Consider the following 17,865-nt stretch of genomic DNA (forward strand, 5'->3'; position numbering starts at 1 on the left):
CGTCCTTCCGATTATGCGGTGAGTGAAATATGTGCGACTTCGACATTCGCGCTTCCACCATTAAAGGTTTGTTCGATCACCGGCAATGCCGACTTCTGAACAAGGATCGCACGGTTACGCCAGATGTCGTACATCGAAGCCTTCGAAGCTTCCTGCACCGAGAGCGTCGCGATATTACGACCGCTCTTATAGACGTTCTCGTCGTGCGACGCTGTCAAGAGCAGTGCATTCTTCTCAGTCAGACCGAAGGCCTTGAGCATTTCGCTCATCTTCTTCGTCTTGATTTCCGGGAAGTTAAAATCTTCAACGACATACAATGTGCCGAGCTTCACCTTTTGCGAGAGCGCACTCTTACGAGCAAGCTGCTTCACCTTCTTCGGAAGATCGAGTGAGTACTTGTGCGGCTTCGGGCCGAACATCGTACCACCACCCGGATGGAGCGGGCTCTTGATATCGCCTTGACGAGCACGACCGGTCCCTTTCTGACGGAAGAGCTTCTTGGTCGAACCGGCGATCTCGCTACGGCCCTTGGTGCTGTGCGTACCAGCGCGGCGATTTGCGAGCGTTGCCTTAATAGCAAGCCACATCGAATGCTCGTGCGGCTCGATGCCAAAGATCGCGTCATCGACCGATACGGTCTTACCGCTCTTTGCGCCGGCTGTGGTGTAAACGTCTAACTGCATACCTATCAACGATCTTATCCTTTGACAACCTTCACCAACTGATTCTTAGCGCCGGCAAACGAGCCTTTGACCAAGATCAGGTTCTGCTCAGGGATGATGCGCAAAATCTGAAGATTGCGCGTCGTCACCTGGTTACCGCCCATTCGACCCGCCATGCGCTGTCCTTTGAACACGCGCGACGGATAGCTGGACGCACCGATCGAACCCGGGGCACGCTGACGATCGGACTGACCGTGCGTCTGCTGACCGACACCACCGAAGTGATGACGCTTCACAACGCCCTGAAAGCCGCGACCTTTCGACGTGCTGACCACGTGAATGGTGTCGCCCTCGTGAAACACATCCGAGACATTCAAGACCGCACCCGGCTTCAGCTCCGAGCGCTTCGCGTCGTCGAACGAGCGGAACTCGCTGACATAACGGAGCGACGGAACACCCGCCTTTTCGAAGTGACCCGCGGTCGGCTTATTCACGTTGCGATCCGGCTTCTCTTCGAAGCCGAGCTGCACCGCATCATATCCGTCGGTGGTCTTTGTCTTGATTTGCGTAACGTAGTTCGGACCGAGCTGTACGACGGTCACGGGCACATATTCGCCCGCCTCGTCGAACACGCCTGTCATCCCTACTTTTTTTCCAAGCAATGCGCTCATATCGATCTTACGCAATAAACCCGGCCGGAGCCGGCTACACTCTTGTTAGTACTAATCGGTTATACCCTGAGGTTATACCTTGATCTCAACTTCAACGCCAGCCGGAAGCTCGAGCTTCATCAGTGCATCCACCGTACGGCTATTCGAGTTGAGAATATCAATCAAACGCTTGTGCGCGCGGAGCTCGAACTGCTCGCGGCTCTTCTTATCGACGTGCGGCGAACGATTCACCGTGTAGGTCGACTTACGTGTCGGAAGCGGGATCGGGCCCGAAACAACACATCCGGTCGGCTTCACCGTGCGAATGATCTTCTCCGCCGACTTATCGATCAGGTTATGATCGTAGGATTTCAGCTTGATTCGAATCTTTTGCATCGACTATTGTGCGCTTGACTGAGAAAGAACAGAAGAAGCGCACCCCGCAGGACGAAGTGCGCTTCTTACTATCATGTTACTTCGTGATCTTGTCAACGACACCCGAACCGACCGTACGACCGCCTTCGCGAATAGCGAAGCGCAAGCCTTCTTCCATAGCGATCGGGGTGATGAGCTCAACCGTGAGGTCGATGTTATCACCAGGCATGACCATGTCAACGCCCGAGGGCAACGTCGCAACGCCCGTCACGTCCGTCGTACGGAAGTAGAACTGCGGACGGTAGCCGTTGAAGAACGGCGTGTGGCGTCCACCTTCCTCCTTCGTGAGGACGTACACCTTTGCGCTGAAGTTCGTGTGCGGGGTGATCGAACCCGGCTTGGCGATAACCATACCGCGCTCGATTTCCGTCTTTTCAACGCCGCGAAGAAGAATACCGACGTTATCGCCAGCCATTGCATCTTCCATTTCCTTACGGAACATCTCGACGCCAGTGACGACCGACTTCTTCTGGTGACCGAGACCGACGAGTTCGACTTCGTCGCCGACCTTTACACGACCGCGCTCGACACGGCCCGTACCGACGGTACCACGACCGGTGATCGAGAACACGTCTTCGACGGACATCAGGAACGGCTTATCGACAGCGCGCTCCGGAGTCGGGATGTAGCTATCGACCGCATCCATCAACTCATAGATACACTTCAAACGCGGATCGTCCGTCGTTGCAGCCGGCTCGGAACCTGCGTTCAGCGCCTGCAGAGCGGAACCGCGGATGATCGGGGTATCGTCGCCCGGGAATTCGTACTTCGAGAGAAGCTCGCGAAGTTCGAGTTCGACAAGCTCGAGAAGCTCCGGATCGGCAATATCACACTTGTTCAAGAACACAACGATACGCGGCACACCGACCTGGCGAGCAAGAAGGATGTGCTCACGGGTCTGCGGCATCGGACCGTCTGTCGCAGCGCAGACGAGGATGGCGCCGTCCATCTGGGCAGCACCGGTGATCATGTTCTTCACATAGTCAGCGTGGCCTGGGCAGTCAACGTGCGCGTAGTGACGGTTATCGGTCTCGTACTCGACGTGTGCCGTGGCAATTGTGATACCACGAGCCTTTTCTTCCGGTGCGTTGTCGATCGAATCGAACGAACGAACCTGAATACCGGTCGTCTTCTTCGCAAGGGCCATCGTGATGGCAGCCGTCAATGTCGTCTTGCCATGATCGACGTGACCGATCGTGCCAATATTGACGTGCGGTTTAGTACGTTCAAATTTCTCTTTGGCCATGGTAGTCTCAGTTAAAGTATGATAGTTAAATCATTCACATCGAGGCAGGCCATACGTCTTCCCCGATGCGCAGTTGTTGGAAAACTTGTTCGATTCGTCGGCGAACGAGCCATACTGGCCGTTCTGGTGTCCGCTTGCCTAGCGTTCGGATTGTATTCTTGCGGCACATCTAAGCTGACTTGAATCGCTTATTGTTTGCCGACATACGCTTCCGGATAGCAGAGGCGAACGTGGTAGCTCTTTTTACGGAGCGAGGAGATAACGGGACATGAGTTCAAAGAGTTTCCGGGTATTCATAAATTTCCTTCGGCTTGCACAAAAATCTTCACGATCCCCCACCAGCGTGTCAAAATGTATCTTTTCGGAGCAATACGCACCACATTATTGTTGACCTCGCTCAACCAGTCAACTATGTTAGATATCAAGCTCATCCGGGAACAGCCCGAACTCGTACGCCTTGCCTGCGTGGCTAAGCATTGCGACGACGTTATCGACCAGATCCTCGAACTCGACGCAACACGCCGTGCAATGATCGGCCGTGTCGATGTTCTCAAAAACAAACGAAATACGGTTTCGGACGAAATCGCCCGCCTCAAGCGGAGTAAGGAGAACGCAGACGACGTCATCGCAGAAATGAAGGTCGTGAGCGATGAAATCACCGATATTGACATCCAGCTTCGGGAGGTCGATATTACCCTGTCGGCTCTGCTCGATACAATCCCGAACTTGACGCACGAGAGCGTCCCCTCTGGCAGCGATGCGTCGCAAAACGTCGAAGTGAAACGGTGGGCACCCAATACCAAAAGTCATCCGTACGAAAAGATATCCGGTCTGGACCACTTACAGGTCGCCGAAAAGTACGGCTTGTTTGATTTCGGACGAGGAGCGAAGATCACTGGCGCAGGCTTCCCTATCTATACGGGCCGGGGCGCTGCGCTCGAACGAGCGTTCATAAACTTCATGCTCAACGAGCATACACGAGCGCACGGATATACGGAAGTGCTTCCTCCGTTCTTCGTCAATGAAGCCTCGCTGCGTGGTACGGGCAACCTGCCGAAGTTTCGCGATCAGGCGTACTATATGAACGAGGATGAGCTCTTCGCCATCCCCACAGCAGAAGTACCGGTAACGAACATTTATCGCGACGAAGTACTCAAAGGTGACGATCTAACGATCAAATTCTGCGCCTATAGTGCGTGCTTCCGTCGCGAAGCAGGTTCGTATGGCAAAGACACCCGAGGCTTCCTACGAGTGCACGAATTCAATAAGGTCGAGCTTGTCAAGTTTGCAAAGCCCGAAGATAGCTACGCCGAGCATGAAGCATTGACAGCAGACGCCGAACGGATTCTCGAACTACTCGAAATCCCCTACCGCCGATTGTTGCTTTGCAACGGCGACACCAGCTTTAGCAGCGCGAAAACATACGACCTCGAAGTCTGGGCGCCCGTCGAGGGGAAATGGCTCGAGGCGTCGAGCTGCTCTAACTTTCAAGACTTTCAGGCTCGCCGCGCCAATATCCGATTCAAGCGCGATCCGAAATCGAAACCGGAATTTGTTCATACGCTAAACGGCAGTGGACTCGCCACGAGCCGTTTGATGGTGGCATTTCTCGAGAACCACCAGCAGCCCGATGGGTCGATCAGAATCCCGGAGGTACTGCACCCCTATCTCACCTTCACCACTATCGAGTAACGGGTTGAACCAGACACAGTTCTATTACCGAAACGACGAGCTCTACTGCGAGAAAGTCAGGATCGCCGAGGTAGCCGAGGAATTCGGAACACCGGTATTTGTCTACTCCGCATCTCGACTGAAGGAAAATATCCTTGGGCTTCTGTCTGCAGCCGATGCCGCAAGCGGACGCTGGCGTGTTTCCTATGCGCTCAAAGCGAATTCAAATCCGGAGATACTGAAGGTCATCGCGAGCTTCGGTCTCGGGGCCTCCGTGGTCAGCGGCGGCGAGTTACTCATTGCACTGCGCTCCGGCTTCCCGGCCGATTCTATCACGTTCGACGGTCCCGGAAAAACGGAGCAGGAAATCAGGCTTGCGCTCGATAATAATATTAAAGCGATCGTTGTCGAAAGCGAACAAGAGCTTGAAACAATCGCCGATATTGCCGCCGAACGCGAGAAGCTGGCCCGTGTGTATATCCGCGTCAATCCTCACGTCGACGCCAAGACGCACCCGTACATTTCTACCGGACTGTTGGAGAATAAGTTTGGAATCGCACTGGAGGAAGCCGAACCGCTTATCGCCGGGTGTAACTATCCGTGGGTGAAGCTCGTCGGACTGCATTCCCATATCGGGTCGCAGATTACAGAGTCCGAGCCATTCGCCGAAGCAGCTTCTTCCATTGCAGATTTTGTACGATTACTGCAGAGCAAATACGGTATTGTCATATCTGAAGTCGATCTCGGTGGCGGTATCGGCATTCCGTATCACGGAGTTGTTCGTGACGCCAGATTGCCGGTCGATACAGCATCTGGCAATTCCGATGTTCCGGAGTTTGCTACGTATTTCGAAAAGGCTTCGGCTCCCTTTGCCGGCTTGCAGGTTGAATTAACCACAGAGCCTGGCCGTGCGATCATTGCCGACACATGCGCACTCGTCAGCACCGTACTGTATACGAAGAAAAATAGTGCGCGTACATTTGCGATCGTCGATGCCGCAATGAATGACCTGCTTCGCCCGAGCCTGTATGGCTCGTATCACCAGATCGTCCCAGCGACGATCGATCCGACGCGTCAGCATACCGTCACGAGCGTCGTGGGGCCGATCTGCGAGACGGGCGATTTCCTCGCTCTCGATCGCGAACTCCTGTCGTTGCGACCGAAGGATACGATTGCAGTGCTGTGTGCCGGTGCGTATGGATACGCTCTTTCATCGAATTACAATCTTCGACCCCGCGCTGCGGAGGTCATCGTCTTTGGGAGCGAAAGCGAGATCATTAGGGACCGAGAAACGATCGAAGACATATTACAATGAGAACAGACATTCGACTTGGCGTTGTCGGCGCCACCGGGGCCGTTGGCGCAGAAATGTTTCGAGTACTCGAGCAACGCAACTTCCCGTACGCTTCGTTGCGGGCATTTGCGAGCGAACGCTCGGCGGGCAAAGTAGTCTACTGTAACGGCACACAGATCACTGTCGAAGCAGTGAACGAGTCGGTGTTCACCGGCCTCGACATTGCCCTCTTTAGCGCAGGCAGTTCGATCACCAAACAGTTTCGTGCGGCCGCCAAGGCAGCTGGTTGCCTAATCATCGACAACTCGTCGGCGTACCGCATGGAGCCGGATGTGCCGCTTGTGATCCCGGAAATCAATGGGGATGATTGCCGCATGCATCAAGGACTTATTGCCGTGCCGAACTGCTCGGCAATCGTCATGCTAATGGCGGTTGCACCATTACGCTCGCTCGGTCGGATCAAGCGTATTGTCGTCTCGACATACCAGGCCGTCAGTGGTGCCGGCGCGAAAGCCCTTGCCGAACTCGAAGAACAGACACGCGAGATCGTTGCAGGAAAAGAACCGACCAAGAATGCACTCCCCTATCAAATCGCGTTTAATTTATTCAGCCATAATACCGAGATCAACCCGCAAGGGTACAATGGCGAGGAGTGGAAATTGATCCATGAATCGCAAAAAATACTCCATGACGACTCGATCGCGATTACCGCGACGTGCGTTCGCGTCCCCGTCTCTCGTGCTCACAGCGAAAGCGTAAATATCGAGTTTGCAGGTCCCAGACCAAGCGTCGAAGCAATCCGCGAGGTTCTTTCGAACTCGGAAGGAGTACGCCTCGTCGACGATCGTGCACGCAATTATTTTCCGATGCCGATAGAAGCATCCGGCGGTGACGACATCCTCGTCGGGCGAATCCGCGAAGATATCAGCAATCCAAACGCAATCGATCTCTTTGTCTCTGGAGATCAACTCCGAAAAGGGGCGGCATTAGATGCCGTTCAGATCGCGGAGTATATCTTGACTCACGACCTTCTGTAGATGAGCCAACCGGCTCAAAAACAGAATGTTTGGGCCGATCCGTGTGTTAACAGATAAATGCTTTCTGTTAACGGCATTATCCAGATCGCGCTCCCCATACTCTACGGCTCGCTTGTCGTCTGTGGGTTGCTCGCATTCTTCAAGAACGCGGTTACCGAGAAGATCTTGTATCGGCTGACGATCGCCGTGGCGCTTATCCACGTTGCGTATATCGGAAGCTATACGGTCCAGACCGGTCATTGCCTGCTCACTACGGCCTCGGAAATTTTTTCGCTTATTTCGTTCACGATGATGACGACCTACATCATCGTCGAACTGCGCCCTGTTGGTTCAAAAGCTGGGACAGGTTTAATGGTGATGCTGGTGGCATTTGTGTTCCAGTTATTCTCGTCCCTTGTCACAAAGGGAGTGAATGTTGCTTCGATCAATCCGATTTTTCTTGACCCGGCGTTCAATGTGCACGTTGCAACGATCGTGTTCGGATATGCGGCGCTGACACTTTCGACGATCTATGGCTCGCTCTACCTCTTGTTATATCGTGCCATGAAGCGGAACCAGTTTGGCGCAGTCTTCCAACAATTACCGAGTCTCTCCCGCCTGGAAAAATACGGGATTCGGACACTTGCTGCAGGGTTTGTGTTCCTGAGCATCTCGATCGCGTTCGGGCTCATCCTGATCCGCAGAAGTTTTTCTCCTGAGGAAGCGCAATCCTATTTGACCGATCCGAAAACGATTGCGACGATACTTATTTGGTTCGTCTTCGGCGCAACCCTACTCGTTCGCAAGCTGATGCATGTCGAGGGCCGCAAGATTGTCGTTCTTTGGATGGCGGGATACGCCCTCACCCTTGTTTCTTCCACGATCATCAACGCCTTCGGCACGGAATACCACCACTTCCTGTAGAGAATGCCCTCGAAGCTCATCGCTGTCGGAATTTCCCATCACTCGGTACCGGTCGAGTATCGTGAGATGGTTGCGCTCTCGAGTGACGAGACGCGACGGCTGTTGCAACAGCTCAAGGAGAGCTTTACGGATGAAGCGTTGGTGGTGTCGACATGCAATCGGTCGGAAATCTATATCCGTCCGAACAATGATGAAGTCAATTCCGAATATCTCATCGACCTGCTATTCGAGCTGAAGCGAGTCCCCCACTCGGAGCGTGGAGTTCTGCGCGAACAGTTTACAAAACTTTCCTACTGTGACGCCATCCTGCATCTCTTCGACGTCGTGACAGGCATCGACTCGCAGGTGTTCGGCGACCAACAGATTTTTGCACAGGTGAAAGACTCCTTCCGGCTCGCGGAAGAAGTCGGTTCGGCAGGTACCTTCATGACAAAGTTTGCGCATGCCGCATTCCGGGTTGCCAAACGCGCAAAGACAGAAACGAGTATCGCCGTCGGCGCAGGGACGATCAGCTACGCTGCCGTGGAGTTTGCGCGCCGGGTGTATGACGATCTCAGAGACCACACTGCACTGATCATCGGCGCCGGCGAAACTGCAGAACTGTCCGCTTCCTATCTTATCGAACGCAATATCGGCACCGTCCATGTTGTAAACCGTACGAAAGAAAATGCCAACGAACTGTTGAAGCGCTTGCGGGGCCAGGCTCCGTTGCATCGCTCGCGAACTGCGACACTTCAGGATATCGGCACGCTCCTGCCGCAAGCCGATATTATAATCAGCTCGACCGGAAGCCCGGACTTGGTGCTTCGAGAAGAAGATATGCGCATGGCACTGGCCGAACGCCGCTCTCCCGGTCCGGTTGTCGCGATCGACATTGCGGTCCCACGCGATATCGACCCGAAGATCGGCAAACTACCCAATGTATTTTTAAAGGATATCGACGATCTCTCCGCGATTGTCGATCAGAATCTGGCAAAGCGAAAAGCAGAGATTCCGAAGATCAAAGAGATCATCAATGAGGAATTCGAGTCGTTTCTTTCCTATTTTTCAAAACTTGAAGTAGGGCCCACGATTGCGGAGTTACGACAGAAATTCGAGAGCATCCGGCACGAAGAACTCGAACGACAGAAGGCAAAGCTCAGCCCCGAAGAGTTTGCGCGGCTCGAGGACGTGACCAGAAAGATGTTCAATCGTATTCTTCATACCCCGACAATCATGCTCAAAGAGCCGCGCACCAGCAAGGACGACCTGCAGGCTCGCATTGAGCTTGTTCGCCTGCTCTTCGCTCTCGACGCTCAGCCCCACGACGAACAACACTAATGTCAAACCGCACGAAACAGATTATCATCGGCTCGCGTGGCAGCGAACTTGCGTTGTGGCAAAGCAACCACATCAAGGACCGACTCCATGCGCTCTACCCGGATCACGAGATCGGTATCGAGATCATCCGCACAACCGGGGACCATATTCTCGACTCCCCACTCTCGATGATCGGTGGCAAAGGTCTCTTCACCGCCGAGTTGGAAGAAGCGTTGATCGCGTCTCGGATCGATCTTGCCGTGCACAGCCTGAAAGACCTTCCGACTCAGATCCATCCCCAGTTGGCGATCGCTGCAATATCCGAGCGTGCGGACGTTCGGGATGCCTATGTAGGGAGCGAAGGTGCAAAAACAATCGATAGTATCCCACAGGGGGCGACCATAGCAACCGGTAGTCTTCGTCGCAAAGCCCAACTCTTGGCGATCAGGCCCGACCTGAATATCGTCGACGTTCGTGGAAACGTCCCTACACGTGTACGGAAACTTCGGGAGAATCACTGGGCAGGTATGATCCTTGCCGCTGCAGGGCTTACCCGTTTGGGCATGCAGGCGGAAATCACCCAGCATATTGATCCGTCGATCATGTTGCCTGCACCTGGCCAAGGCGCACTTGCAATTGAAGTGCGAGCCAGTGACGAACGGATGCTCTCGTTACTTGCCCCACTTAACGATCCGGATACAAATCTTTGTGTCAGCGCCGAGCGAGTGGTCCTTGATCGACTCGGAGGTGGCTGTCAACTACCGCTTGGCACGTATGCCCACCCTGTGAACGATCAGTTCGAGCTTACTGCTTGCTTTGCCGATCTTGATGGAACCTCACTGGTTCGTGCATCGATCCGTTCCGAACGCGAGGGCTTGATCGTAGCCGCAGAGAATCTTGCGAAACAATTATTGGATTCAGGCGCCGCCGAGGTGATCGCACGACTCCCATCAACTGCACGCGACTAATGCCGTCTGTTATCCTCACCCGACCGATTCAGCGTCTCGATGCTGACAATACGTTTTCGACACTCCTCAAGGACGCAGGTATTTCGGTGCTCGAATTGCCGATGATTACGATCTCTCTTCCGAAGGCACTCGAGAGCCTCGACACCGCCCTTTACCGACTGGCACAAGCTCAGTACACCTATTGCGTACTCAGTAGTCCTACCGCTATCGAGTTCTTTCATCAACGAGTACTCGAACTTGGACTTTATGAGTCGATCAGTGCGACAATCGGATTCGCAACTGTCGGTGAGAAATCTGCCGCGAAGCTCGAATCGTACGGATATCGCGTTGCGATACCGCTGCCGCATCAGAACGCCGGTGCTGCTGCATTGTTAATTGAGATGAGAAAGTTCGATCTGCGAGGGAAACCCACGCTCCTGCTGCAATCTCAGATTGGCCTCGTCGTGCTCCACCGTGCACTCGAAATGTGCGGAGCGGAGATCGACCGGGTAACGCTCTATGAGACGACGGGCCCGAACCTTCGAGACGCTGCATTGCTTATGCATCACCTGGAAGCTCCGATCGAAGAACGCCCACGAGTAGTAGCATTCTTCTCTCCGTCGGCAGTAGAGTCGTTCGTAACCACGATCGTAGAAATGGGCAGCCAGATCCGTCAGGAATTACCGGCACTTGCCGCCATCGGTGAGACGACTGCCCTTGAAATAAAATTGTTGCTGCGCAGAGACGCAGATATCGTTGCACGCAAAGCGAATCAGGAATCGCTGGCGAATGACATCATCCAATATTTGAGATCCAATTCATGAAGCCGACACTCCAAAACGATCTTCTTCTCCGTGCTGCACGACGCGAGGCGGTCGAACGCCCTCCGGTATGGTTCATGCGGCAAGCAGGCCGCTATCTCCCTGAGTACCGGGCGATCCGCTCGAGACACGATTTCTTGACAATGGTCAAGACCCCCGAACTCGCGGCGGAAGTCACGATTCAGCCCGTCGATCTCGTCGGCGTCGATGCGGCGATCATTTTCTCCGATATCCTTACGGTTCCTGAGGCGATGGGCATGAAGCTTGTCGTCGAAGAAGGCAAAGGCGGTCCGCGCTTCCCCGACCCGATTCGAATGTACACGCAGATACGCGATCTCCGAACCGTCAATGTGCACGAACATCTTGGCTACGTTAGGGATGCAATCTCACTCACGGTCGATCGTCTTGGCGGTCGCGTCCCGCTGATCGGCTTCAGCGGTGCACCGTGGACGTTATTCTGCTATATGGTCGAAGGATCGGGCTCGAAAGATTTTAAGCATTCGAAGCAAATGATCTTCACGAGAGAGGAAGATGCGCATCGCCTTCTGCAGAAAATTGCAGAGGCTGTTGCCGACTATCTCGTGATGCAGATCGAAGCGGGTGCGGATATCGTCCAGATTTTCGACACATGGGCAGGTATCCTCTCGCCGGACGATTTCCGTGAGTTCTCTCTGCAATATATCGGTGATATCGTGCGCAACGTGAAGCAACGGACGAACAATCGTGTGCCTGTCATCGTATTCTGCAAAGGAGCGAACCAGTCGATTGTCGAGATCGCCAATACCGGATGCGATGTCATCGGACTCGATTGGACAATCGATATCGGCGAGGTGAAATCGTTAATCGGCGACCAAGTAGCGCTGCAAGGCAATATGGATCCTATTTTGCTGTATGCGACTCCAGAAGTCATTGAAGCTCGCGTGAACGAGATCGCAGAGAAAATGGGTGATAGCCGAGGCCATATTTTCAATCTCGGACACGGCATTTCTCCGGACGTTGACCCCGACAATGCCCGTGCATTTGTCGCCGCAGCCAAACGTGCATATGATCGCTAACACCAGTCCGCTGCGGGATCGAGTCTCCGACTTCCTGCTTGGGTTGCAGGATGAGATTACCTCTACCCTATCAAGCCTCGATTCCAGCGGCACCTCGTTTCGTGAGGATACCTGGGACCGCCCCGGCGGCGGCGGTGGCCGGGCACGTGTGCTCGAAAACGGGACGATCTTCGAGAAAGCAGGAGTGAATTACTCGGCCGTCTTCGGAACATCTCCGGCGTATCTGACAAGCCGTGATCCCAGTGCAACGGAGTTTTTCGCGACCGGCGTTTCGCTCGTCCTTCATCCGCATTCCCCGAAGATTCCGACAGTGCATGCGAACTTCCGATACTTCGAGCTTTCGAACGGCAATGCCTGGTTTGGTGGTGGGATGGACCTCACGCCGTACTATATTGACGAGACCGATGCAACGAACTTCCACACGAGCATCAAAGCCACATGCGATGCACATAACCCCGAATATTACACTCGATTCAAACAGTGGTGTGACGAGTATTTCTATATTAAGCATCGTGGTGAGACTCGCGGGATTGGAGGGATATTCTACGACAATCTTGGCAGCGGTGAATCGGATCTGGAGCGCTTTTTTCTGTTTCAGAAGGACATCGCACGTACGTTTCTTCCCGCATACGTCCCGATCGTAGAACGTCATCGTCACGAGCCGTTTACCGATGCCGAGCGACATTGGCAACTATTGCGCAGAGGACGCTACGTCGAGTTCAATCTTGTTTACGATAAAGGGACGGTGTTCGGACTTGAAACGGGCGGGCGAACGGAGAGCATATTGATGAGTCTCCCAACTCTCGCCCGATGGGAGTACGATTATCATCCTGCTCCCGGGAGCGAAGAGGACAAGCTTCTTCAAATATTACGTTCGCCCAGGAGTTGGGCTACTAAATAACTTCGATGCAGATTGGCCATTATCTGATCTGTTTTGTTCTGACCGCCGCACTTGTCGTTGCCGCCCATGTGGTATCCGCAAAACGGCTGTCAACCATCGAGTTTCTCCGTTCGCAGCCGACAACCTTGCGGGTCTTCCTCTATGCGCGAATTATCTATTGGTATATTTTCGCGATCCTCATCTCTGCGTTTCTCCTTGGAATGTCTTTGTTTTCAACTGACGGCAATCTGACTCGCCAAATCATTGCGTACAGATCGTTTGGGAAGGATAACGTCCCGACCCTTGTCATTGAACAGATGAGCACTGTGTTTCTGCCTCTGATCTTTCTAACGCTATTCACATCGATGATCGCCCTTGCGGTGCTCGGGCGTAATGTATTGCGCCAGATGCCGACGGATGAGAAGCCAGATGAGCGCTTTACGCGATTCCGATTTACGTTCGTACTGATGGCGCTCTCACTCGTGCTTCCACCGCTTGCATTCGGATCGCTCTTACTACTATGACCTCTTCAAAAATGAAAGCCGTAGTACTTATGCAATTTGGTGGTCCGGATAGTCTCGATGCGGTCGAGCCGTTCTTGTATAATCTCTTTAGCGATCCGGATATCGTCCAGATCCCACTCGGGTTTCTGTTTCAAAAGCCGTTGGCAAAGCTGATTTCTTCTACCCGGTCGAAATCGGTTCGACTCAAGTACGCCGAGATCGGCGGGAAATCTCCCATTGTCGAGCAAACCTTAAAGCAACAACGTGCTCTTCAGCAAGCACTTGATAAGCACTACGGGACCGATAGTGTCTATGTTGGTTTGGCAATGCGTTATTGGAAGCCCTTTACAACCGAGGCGGTGTTGGAATTGAAGCGTCGGGAAATAACCGATGTTGTCCTGCTCCCCCTCTACGCCCAATATAGCGTCACAAACGCTGCATCGAGTTTTAACGAGTGGAACCGGGTGACGAAACAGATGCATCTTCACTTCAACGAGCGGCGGATAGAACAATACTACGACAATAGTCTGTACCTCGACGCCCTCAACGAGCGAATCGATGCAGGGCTCGCTCGGTTTGCAAATCCTCAGTCGGTCCACATCCTTTTCTCTGCACACGGGACACCGGTTGACCTGGTCACAAAAGGCGACCCATACTCGAAACAGATCAAAGAAACGATGGAGTTGGTAATGTCTCGGCGTCCGATGAAGAACCCGTACTCTCTGTCATTCCAAAGCAAAGTTGGTCCGAAGAAGTGGCTTGAACCGGCTACCGACAAGACGATTCAGGAGTTTGGCGCACAAGGAGTCAATCATATTCTTGTGGTACCGATTGCGTTTGTGAGCGACCACATCGAAACGGTGCACGAGCTGAATATCGAAGTTCGAGAGATCGCCGAACACGCAGGTATCCAGCAGTTTGAGGTATGTGAAGGACTTAACGACTCTCCTCTGTTTATCGAGTCACTCTGCCAAATCGCATCAAAGGCACTAGATTTACTGTAGAATCACAAATTTCCCTCGCACGCTTGTAATCCCGTCACCGGTATACCGGAGGACATACGAATATGCTCCGGACGGGAGTGTGTTTGGGTCAATTTTAAATTCACTGAGCCCTGCCTGTCCCACGTGCTTATTGTCGGAAAAGACGCGTCTGCCATATTCGTCGAATACTTCGAAGAGCAAGGTACCCGCCTGCTCTACTGAGTACGGAAAAACAATGGTCGAAGCAGCATTCCCAGGATCAGGGCGTGGGGCCTTCACGAACAATACCCTCTTCGTACGAATATACCCTTGAAGAATTTCATCTCCACACGCAAAGGATACGGTCACACTGAGATCATTCAAGTCGGTCGTCAATACACATCGCTGGTAGAGAGAATCGCTTCCATTGATCGCCACATTGGAAAGGTGAAGATCCGTCTGAGTCGTATCGGTCAGAAAGGTCGCAAGATAGAAGCTAAGGAGCGGCGTGTCTTTCTGTAACACAATATCGGAGTTCGATGTCAAGTGTACAGACAGTTGTTGCAACCCTCCGGGAATATCCACGGGAGTCGTCAGTATGCGATTGTTCGGATTGGATGATAACGTGCTCACATAATGCATCAGGTCATGCACATACTCGAGTGAGAAATCGATTTGACGAAGCCCATTTCCCGGCCAGTCGCGATCCGGCACGATGTCAATACGCGCAGTGTCTCCGGCAATGAGCACAGAGTTGACGAGAGACGGACGCAATGTCAAATGATCTATCGGCTGAACACTCGCCACGTAGTTCACAATCTTCTCAGGAGCGAGATCGTCGTTCGTTACGATAGTTAGCATTCCTCCTCGGCCACCAACTGCAGTCGGTTGCATTTCGACGATTACGGAATCATACGACGCAGCGGGGATTTTGAACGGCACGGTAGGTGCCCAATGGACAAAATAGTCCACGCTGTTAGGGGTGATGCTGCTAACCGTGATCGGTGTGCACCCTTTGTTTTCGATGTATACAGTATCGAATCGGGAAGAACAGAACGGTAGCGTACCAAGATCGACATGATCTCTTCGGGTCTCGGCTAAATGTGGCGCCGGGTTGATCGTGGCGGAGATTTGAATGCTTGTGTCGAATAACGAGCCATTCGGCAGTCGGCATGAAACGAGTAAGATCGCCGTATATGTCCCTGCTCCGGTAGAATCAAGTACCACAGTAACCTGCGAATTACCAGACCCCGGCGCAAGTGTTATCGGCAGTGAGCCTTGAATTGCATATCCAAAAACCGAACCTGAAACCGATGTAAGCGATGCCGAGACGATCTGCATCGAGTCACATCCGGCATTTGAGAATACAACACTTACGGAATCGCCTCGTTCGCACTCCATCCGGTCCGGGAAATGATACGACCCAGAGCCGAGCGACGAACGAAGTAGTGCTGTCCCACTGAGTCCTAAGCCGGCAAGGTATGTAGTGGACCCGGCAGAATCGTTACCGATGTAATAATGATACCGTATCTGCCCCGAACTGCCGATATTGCGCTGCGGATGGAATCTGATCGTCAGTACAAGTACACCGTTCGCGGCAAGCGAGATTGGCGGCTGCAACCCACCGAGAATCTCAAATGCAGGATCGGTGGAAAGCAATGAATCGATGGTGAGCGTTTCGCACGAGTTGTTACGTATCGTTAACGTGGTGTCGAAATATGTACACACAGAAGTGGGTGGCACGCGTGTCGACTGCGACGTCAGGACGCTTAGGGTGCGGTATGCGCTTCCGGCAAGATTGATGATCGTGTCCCGTGTGATTCCAAGCTGTTCGACGGTGAGTGTCAGTTTGTTCGACGACACGCCGCTCATACTCGGGCGGTATCGCAGACGCAAATTGAACAAACTATCCCGTGGAATTGCGATCGGATACGAGAGGGCCGACCCGTCGGCGGCGAATATTTCCCAATCGGTAGTCACGCCCAGCGTTGCGGCATTCAAGAACAACGTGTCGCAACCTCGATTACTCAGCGTGACAATCGTGTCGATCAACCCCATGCAAAGATTGATCGAATCCAACTTGATCGAATTCTGTGAGAGTGTGTATTTAGGGCCGGCCCCAAGCGCCGTGACATCGACATTGAGGATCGTATCCTGAATGACCGAGCTATCGGCAGATACACTATGTATCTTCACCAGGAAAGTGGTCTTTGCAATCGGCCCGCTTAACTTTGCAGGATTCCAGAAAAACTGGATTGTGTCACTTTGACCAAAGTCGAGGAGCGATGGTAACGAAGGCTGCCCTGAGATCGTCAACGCACCGGACCGAATCGCTTCGTCGCTTGAATCGACGAATGAAATATCTTGAATCGTGATCGTTTGACAAGAATTCTGTGTCAAGATACTCAACCCGCTTGCCGTGGTGCATTCATCCGCGACGAGGTTGATCGTTCCCGGTTGTAGGTTCGGATTGCGAACGTCATCATGAAGTGTGCCGTCTCCCCCGTCATCGGTCCTCCAGACCCCGCCATTTTCATCGAATGCGATCACCGTACGGCCATGACAATTTCCTACCCAGAATCTGCAATCGCGGTAATTACTCGGCCCGCCGACCGACAACCACGTAACGCCCCCGTCGGTCGATCGCATTAATCCCGTATAACGGGATGGAAACATGTTTCTCGTCCAGGCCTGTACGTACAACACATCCCCCACACCGGCCACATGGCCTGTGGTTCTCGTCGGGACGACACCAACGACCCGAAAGTTTCTGCCGTAGTTGTCGGAGCGATATACATTCAGTACTTCGACCGATGCTGTCATCTGGTCCTCACCAACTGCGAAAAATGTCGGTGTACCGACTTTCGGGTAAATACTCCAACACTCCATGTAGAGATTGTTCGTATACCACGTCAGTCCCCCATCGCTCGACCATAATCCGTTGGCATACGATTGGCCGCTCCGAAGGCTGAAACCGGTCGCAACTCCGTGCGCTGCATCGACGAACCCGATATCGTTGTATTCATCCGTCCCCGCAGGCATGAATGAAAGTCCCTGGTCCGTCGAAATGCTGATTGGAGGGGTGGAGTATCTCGAAGAGAGTAGTAGTGCAGCGGGTGTCTTGCAGACCGAAGTATACTGTCCGACTCCAGCTTGCATCACCCCCCAAGTAACTCCGCCATCGATGGTGCGCCACAGTCCGCGTGCAGAACCGAACTGATCTTCTACCACCGCATACCCATGGAGAGAATCAACCATAAGGATATCGTTCACCAACCCCTCATACCCCTGTGGAATAGTGCTCTGGCTCCATGTGTTACCGCCATCATACGTTCGCCAAATCCCATTGACTCCATCGATCCCAATGATCCCTCTCTGATCGTTGAAGAAATAGCAGGCATTGACAACCGGAATAAAATGAGGATCAACAGAAGGCATCCGGGCGATCAACTTCCATTTTGCCGAACCGTTCGAAGGCAGACTCATCCCTACGCTCAACA

General features: G+C 53.2%; 16 protein-coding genes. 11 read left to right on the forward strand and 5 right to left on the reverse strand.

Annotation, left to right across the window (positions count from 1 at the left end; genetic code table 11):
- Positions 1 to 11 precede the first annotated feature (11 nt).
- The 4 genes from rplD to tuf form a co-directional block, all read right to left on the reverse strand.
- Complete coding sequence (gene rplD, locus JSS75_05505) at positions 12 to 683, reverse strand: 50S ribosomal protein L4 (protein MBS1903142.1); 672 nt, start codon at positions 681 to 683, stop codon at positions 12 to 14.
- A gap of 14 nt (positions 684 to 697) precedes the next feature.
- Positions 698 to 1,333, reverse strand: a complete 636-nt coding sequence (rplC, locus tag JSS75_05510) for a 50S ribosomal protein L3 (GenBank protein MBS1903143.1) — start codon at positions 1,331 to 1,333, stop codon at positions 698 to 700.
- A gap of 72 nt (positions 1,334 to 1,405) precedes the next feature.
- Positions 1,406 to 1,708: a 30S ribosomal protein S10 gene (gene rpsJ / locus JSS75_05515; protein ID MBS1903144.1), complete on the reverse strand. Its 303-nt coding sequence runs from the start codon at positions 1,706 to 1,708 to the stop codon at positions 1,406 to 1,408.
- Between the two features lie 76 nt (positions 1,709 to 1,784).
- Positions 1,785 to 2,993 carry an elongation factor Tu gene (tuf, locus tag JSS75_05520; protein ID MBS1903145.1) on the reverse strand — a complete coding sequence of 403 codons (1,209 nt, stop codon included), beginning with the start codon at positions 2,991 to 2,993 and terminating at the stop codon, positions 1,785 to 1,787.
- 411 nt (positions 2,994 to 3,404) lie between these two features.
- On the opposite strand from tuf, the gene serS reads away from it, so the two are divergent.
- The 11 genes from serS to hemH are packed head-to-tail and all read left to right on the forward strand — an operon-like array spanning position 3,405 to position 14,407.
- Positions 3,405 to 4,685, forward strand: a complete 1,281-nt coding sequence (gene serS, locus JSS75_05525; protein ID MBS1903146.1) for a serine--tRNA ligase — start codon at positions 3,405 to 3,407, stop codon at positions 4,683 to 4,685.
- 4 nt (positions 4,686 to 4,689) lie between these two features.
- Positions 4,690 to 5,979, forward strand: coding sequence for a diaminopimelate decarboxylase (gene lysA, locus JSS75_05530; GenBank protein MBS1903147.1), 1,290 nt, complete (start codon positions 4,690 to 4,692; stop codon positions 5,977 to 5,979).
- On the forward strand, positions 5,976 to 6,995 hold the full coding sequence (locus JSS75_05535; protein MBS1903148.1) for an aspartate-semialdehyde dehydrogenase: 1,020 nt from the start codon (positions 5,976 to 5,978) through the stop codon (positions 6,993 to 6,995). Before lysA ends, JSS75_05535 begins: the two co-directional genes overlap by 4 nt.
- Positions 6,996 to 7,052: 57 nt before the next feature.
- Positions 7,053 to 7,898 (forward strand): cytochrome c biogenesis protein CcsA, encoded by an 846-nt coding sequence (gene ccsA, locus JSS75_05540; GenBank protein ID MBS1903149.1) that lies wholly within the window; start codon positions 7,053 to 7,055, stop codon positions 7,896 to 7,898.
- Between the two features lie 3 nt (positions 7,899 to 7,901).
- Positions 7,902 to 9,218: a glutamyl-tRNA reductase gene (locus JSS75_05545; protein MBS1903150.1), complete on the forward strand. Its 1,317-nt coding sequence runs from the start codon at positions 7,902 to 7,904 to the stop codon at positions 9,216 to 9,218.
- Positions 9,218 to 10,165, forward strand: coding sequence for a hydroxymethylbilane synthase (gene hemC, locus JSS75_05550; protein MBS1903151.1), 948 nt, complete (start codon positions 9,218 to 9,220; stop codon positions 10,163 to 10,165). Before JSS75_05545 ends, hemC begins: the two co-directional genes overlap by 1 nt.
- Positions 10,165 to 10,968: a uroporphyrinogen-III synthase gene (locus JSS75_05555; GenBank protein MBS1903152.1), complete on the forward strand. Its 804-nt coding sequence runs from the start codon at positions 10,165 to 10,167 to the stop codon at positions 10,966 to 10,968. The genes hemC and JSS75_05555 overlap by 1 nt, the downstream gene beginning before the upstream one ends.
- Entirely contained in the window at positions 10,965 to 12,020 is a 1,056-nt protein-coding gene (locus JSS75_05560; GenBank protein MBS1903153.1) for a uroporphyrinogen decarboxylase, read from the forward strand. Before JSS75_05555 ends, JSS75_05560 begins: the two co-directional genes overlap by 4 nt.
- Positions 12,010 to 12,921 (forward strand): oxygen-dependent coproporphyrinogen oxidase, encoded by a 912-nt coding sequence (gene hemF / locus JSS75_05565; protein MBS1903154.1) that lies wholly within the window; start codon positions 12,010 to 12,012, stop codon positions 12,919 to 12,921. The genes JSS75_05560 and hemF overlap by 11 nt, the downstream gene beginning before the upstream one ends.
- A 5-nt stretch (positions 12,922 to 12,926) precedes the next feature.
- Positions 12,927 to 13,424 (forward strand): hypothetical protein, encoded by a 498-nt coding sequence (locus JSS75_05570; protein ID MBS1903155.1) that lies wholly within the window; start codon positions 12,927 to 12,929, stop codon positions 13,422 to 13,424.
- Positions 13,421 to 14,407, forward strand: coding sequence for a ferrochelatase (hemH, locus tag JSS75_05575; protein MBS1903156.1), 987 nt, complete (start codon positions 13,421 to 13,423; stop codon positions 14,405 to 14,407). The genes JSS75_05570 and hemH overlap by 4 nt, the downstream gene beginning before the upstream one ends.
- Here hemH and JSS75_05580 read toward each other — a convergent pair.
- Positions 14,399 to 17,851: a hypothetical protein gene (locus JSS75_05580; protein ID MBS1903157.1), complete on the reverse strand. Its 3,453-nt coding sequence runs from the start codon at positions 17,849 to 17,851 to the stop codon at positions 14,399 to 14,401. The genes hemH and JSS75_05580 overlap by 9 nt on opposite strands.
- Positions 17,852 to 17,865 lie beyond the last annotated feature (14 nt).

It is taken from the genome of Bacteroidota bacterium, from assembly GCA_018266755.1.
GTDB lineage: Bacteria > Bacteroidota > Ignavibacteria > Palsa-1295 > Palsa-1295 > JAFDZW01.

What these genes read in the sequence shown, in the direction of transcription:
- rplD (MBS1903142.1), bottom strand. Translation starts at nt 683, where the DNA reads ATGCAGTTAGACGTTTACACCACAGCCGGCGCAAAGAGCGGTAAGACC.
- rplC (MBS1903143.1), bottom strand. Translation starts at nt 1,333, where the DNA reads ATGAGCGCATTGCTTGGAAAAAAAGTAGGGATGACAGGCGTGTTCGAC.
- rpsJ (MBS1903144.1), bottom strand. Translation starts at nt 1,708, where the DNA reads ATGCAAAAGATTCGAATCAAGCTGAAATCCTACGATCATAACCTGATC.
- tuf (MBS1903145.1), bottom strand. Translation starts at nt 2,993, where the DNA reads ATGGCCAAAGAGAAATTTGAACGTACTAAACCGCACGTCAATATTGGC.
- serS (MBS1903146.1), top strand. Translation starts at nt 3,405, where the DNA reads ATGTTAGATATCAAGCTCATCCGGGAACAGCCCGAACTCGTACGCCTT.
- JSS75_05535 (MBS1903148.1), top strand. Translation starts at nt 5,976, where the DNA reads ATGAGAACAGACATTCGACTTGGCGTTGTCGGCGCCACCGGGGCCGTT.
- ccsA (MBS1903149.1), top strand. Translation starts at nt 7,053, where the DNA reads ATGCTTTCTGTTAACGGCATTATCCAGATCGCGCTCCCCATACTCTAC.
- JSS75_05545 (MBS1903150.1), top strand. Translation starts at nt 7,902, where the DNA reads ATGCCCTCGAAGCTCATCGCTGTCGGAATTTCCCATCACTCGGTACCG.
- hemC (MBS1903151.1), top strand. Translation starts at nt 9,218, where the DNA reads ATGTCAAACCGCACGAAACAGATTATCATCGGCTCGCGTGGCAGCGAA.
- JSS75_05555 (MBS1903152.1), top strand. Translation starts at nt 10,165, where the DNA reads ATGCCGTCTGTTATCCTCACCCGACCGATTCAGCGTCTCGATGCTGAC.
- JSS75_05560 (MBS1903153.1), top strand. Translation starts at nt 10,965, where the DNA reads ATGAAGCCGACACTCCAAAACGATCTTCTTCTCCGTGCTGCACGACGC.
- hemF (MBS1903154.1), top strand. Translation starts at nt 12,010, where the DNA reads ATGATCGCTAACACCAGTCCGCTGCGGGATCGAGTCTCCGACTTCCTG.
- JSS75_05570 (MBS1903155.1), top strand. Translation starts at nt 12,927, where the DNA reads ATGCAGATTGGCCATTATCTGATCTGTTTTGTTCTGACCGCCGCACTT.
- hemH (MBS1903156.1), top strand. Translation starts at nt 13,421, where the DNA reads ATGACCTCTTCAAAAATGAAAGCCGTAGTACTTATGCAATTTGGTGGT.
- JSS75_05580 (MBS1903157.1), bottom strand. Translation starts at nt 17,851, where the DNA reads ATGAGTCTGCCTTCGAACGGTTCGGCAAAATGGAAGTTGATCGCCCGG.